At 57.0% G+C, this 2,690-nt stretch carries 4 protein-coding genes; all 4 read right to left on the minus strand.

Annotated elements, in window-relative coordinates:
* Window positions 1-569, minus strand: a 569-nt coding sequence (locus AC1D0Z_RS19175; RefSeq protein ID WP_477659780.1) for a Clp protease N-terminal domain-containing protein, incomplete at its 3' end; no start/stop codon positions are given.
* A 68-nt stretch (window positions 570-637) separates the two neighbouring features.
* Window positions 638-1,015 (minus strand): ATP-dependent Clp protease adapter ClpS, encoded by a 378-nt coding sequence (gene clpS, locus AC1D0Z_RS19180; protein ID WP_477659781.1) that lies wholly within the window; start codon window positions 1,013-1,015, stop codon window positions 638-640.
* 167 nt (window positions 1,016-1,182) lie between these two features.
* Entirely contained in the window at window positions 1,183-2,442 is a 1,260-nt protein-coding gene (icd, locus tag AC1D0Z_RS19185) for an NADP-dependent isocitrate dehydrogenase (protein ID WP_477659782.1), read from the minus strand.
* Window positions 2,443-2,509: 67 nt separating this feature from the next.
* Window positions 2,510-2,690, minus strand: a 181-nt coding sequence (locus AC1D0Z_RS19190; RefSeq protein WP_477659783.1) for a hypothetical protein, incomplete at its 5' end; no start/stop codon positions are given.

Genomic DNA, 2,690 nt, shown 5'->3' on the forward strand with positions numbered 1-2,690 from the left:
ATCTTGCCGTCCTTGGCGAGCTGATTGAGGTTGACGGTAAATTGTTCAAGCGGTGAGGCTTTTTCAGCCTTCTCGCCGCCCTCTTCGCTCTCGGCCGCGCTTTCACCGGCCTTTGCGGGTTCAGGGGGGTCGCTCTTCTTGATACCGTGCGCAATAAAGTTCACCACGTCCAGGCGCGTAACGCCCTGCTGGTGGAGGTAGTACACGGCGTGGGAGTCTTTCTCGCCAAAAATGGCGACCAGCACATTCGCGCCGGTGACTTCTTTCTTGCCGTTGCCGGTGGACTGCACGTGCATGATGGCGCGCTGGATCACGCGCTGGAATCCCAGCGTGGGCTGCGTATCGACATCATCGGTGCCGGCGACCTGCGGGGTGTTGTCCTTGATGAAGTTGGCCAACGACTTGCGCAAGTCGTCCACATTGGCCGAGCAGGCGCGCAATACCTCGGCTGCACTGGGGTTGTCCAGCAAGGCAAGCAAGAGATGCTCAACGGTGATGAACTCGTGGCGCTGCTGACGCGCCTCGACAAACGCCATGTGCAAGCTGACTTCTAGTTCCTGGGCAATCATTGATCTTCCTTTCGGCTTGCTTGGGTTAACTCTACTGACTATGAAGGGAATATTGGCCGGATTTACGATTATTCAATGGGCTCACTGACACACTGCAGCGGATGGCCGTTTTTCCGGGCAGCTTCGGTGACCTGGTCGACTTTGGTCGCCGCCACATCCCTGGAAAACACACCACAGACGCCTTTGCCGTCCAGGTGGATCTTCAGCATGATCTGGGTAGCCGTTTCCCGGTCCTTGTTAAAAAACTCCTGGATCACCACCACGACAAACTCCATCGGTGTGTAGTCGTCGTTGAGCAGGACCACCTGGTACATCTGCGGGGGCTTGGTCTTTTGCGGCCGGCGCTCCAATACGACCGACTCGCCCCCATTCCCGTTGTCGGGCTTGACAGCCGGGGCCGGGGGCCGCACCGGAGTGCTGGGAGATTTCGGGGACTTGGTTGCCATGGAATTCATTCTAGCCACCGATGTAGTCCAGTGCGCCTGGTAGGGAAATTGGTGGCGGGAACACGACATTCAAGCGTGACATTTTTCATTTTCCCGCGCCCAGAAAAAAAACCGCCACGGGATCGCTCCCGGGCGGTCTTCGGAAAACCGGCTGAGCCAGCTTTACTTTACATGTGGTCGATCATGACCTGTCCGAAGCCGGAGCAGCTGACCTGGGTTGCGCCTTCCATGAGGCGGGCGAAGTCATACGTGACCTTCTTGGAGTCGATGGATTTTTCCATCGAGCTGATGATCAGGTCGGCMGCCKYSGTCCAGCCCATGTGGCGCAGCATCATCTCGGCSGASAGGATTTCGGAACCMGGGTTCACGTAGTCTTTGCCGGCGTACTTGGGTGCCGTTCCGTGGGTGGCTTCAAACATGGCGACGGTGTCGCTCAGGTTAGCGCCGGGAGCAATGCCGATACCGCCAACCTGGGCAGCCAGCGCGTCGGACACGTAGTCACCGTTCAGGTTCAGGGTGGCGATCACGCTGTATTCAGCGGGGCGCAGCAGGATCTGCTGCAGGAACGCGTCGGCAATGCTGTCCTTGACAGTGATTTCCTTGCCGGTCTTGGGATTCTTGAACTTCATCCACGGGCCGCCATCGATTTCCACAGCGCCGAATTCCTTCTTGGCCAGGGCGTAAGCCCAGTCACGGAAGCCGCCTTCGGTGAACTTCATGATGTTGCCCTTGTGCACGATGGTCACGCTGGGCTTGTCGTTGTCAATGGCGTACTGGATGGCCTTGCGGACCAGGCGCTCGGTCCCTTCGCTGGAAACCGGCTTGATGCCGATGCCGGAGGTGTTGGGGAAACGRATTTTCTTGACGCCCATCTCGTCCTGCAGGAACTTGATGAGTTTCTTGGCCTTGTCGCTGCCGGATTCGAACTCGATGCCAGCGTAAATGTCTTCCGAGTTTTCGCGGAAGATGACCATGTGGGTCTTTTCCGGCTCTTTGACCGGAGAAGGAACGCCCTTGAAGTACTGGATGGGGCGCAGGCAGACATACAGATCGAGCTCCTGGCGCAACGCGACGTTCAGGCTGCGGATGCCGCCGCCCACAGGGGTCGTCAGCGGGCCCTTGATCGACACGACGTAATCACGAACAGCGTGCAGGGTTTCTTCTGGCAACCAGACATCCGGGCCGTAGACCTTGGTGGACTTCTCGCCGGCAAATACTTCCATCCAGTGGATCTTTTTCTTGCCGCCGTAGGCTTTGGCAACAGCAGCATCAACCACTTTCAGCATGACCGGCGTAATGTCTGCGCCGGTGCCGTCGCCTTCAATGAACGGGATGATGGGTTCGTCGGGTACGTTCAACGAGTTGTCGGCATTGACAGTGATTTTTTGGCCTTGGGAAGGCACCTTGATGTGCTGATACATGAACAAAAGTCTCCAGTAAGCGCTAGGCGTCCAAGGGCACGCCACGCAACAGTTAGGTAAAAACCCCTAAATTCTAGCCGTAAAACCGCTCTGTAAAAGAATTTGGGGGCATCGTGTCAACGGCTTTGGAACTGGCCTCGTTACGGTAGGGCCTCCGAGAAGTTCGGGGTATTTTTTCCAATAACGTTATCAAAGGAAATTCCAAATGAACAAAATCCTCGCTGCTTTGATCGCTGGCCTCTTCGCTGCTGGTG

Source organism: Polaromonas sp. P1_E3 (assembly GCF_056405935.1).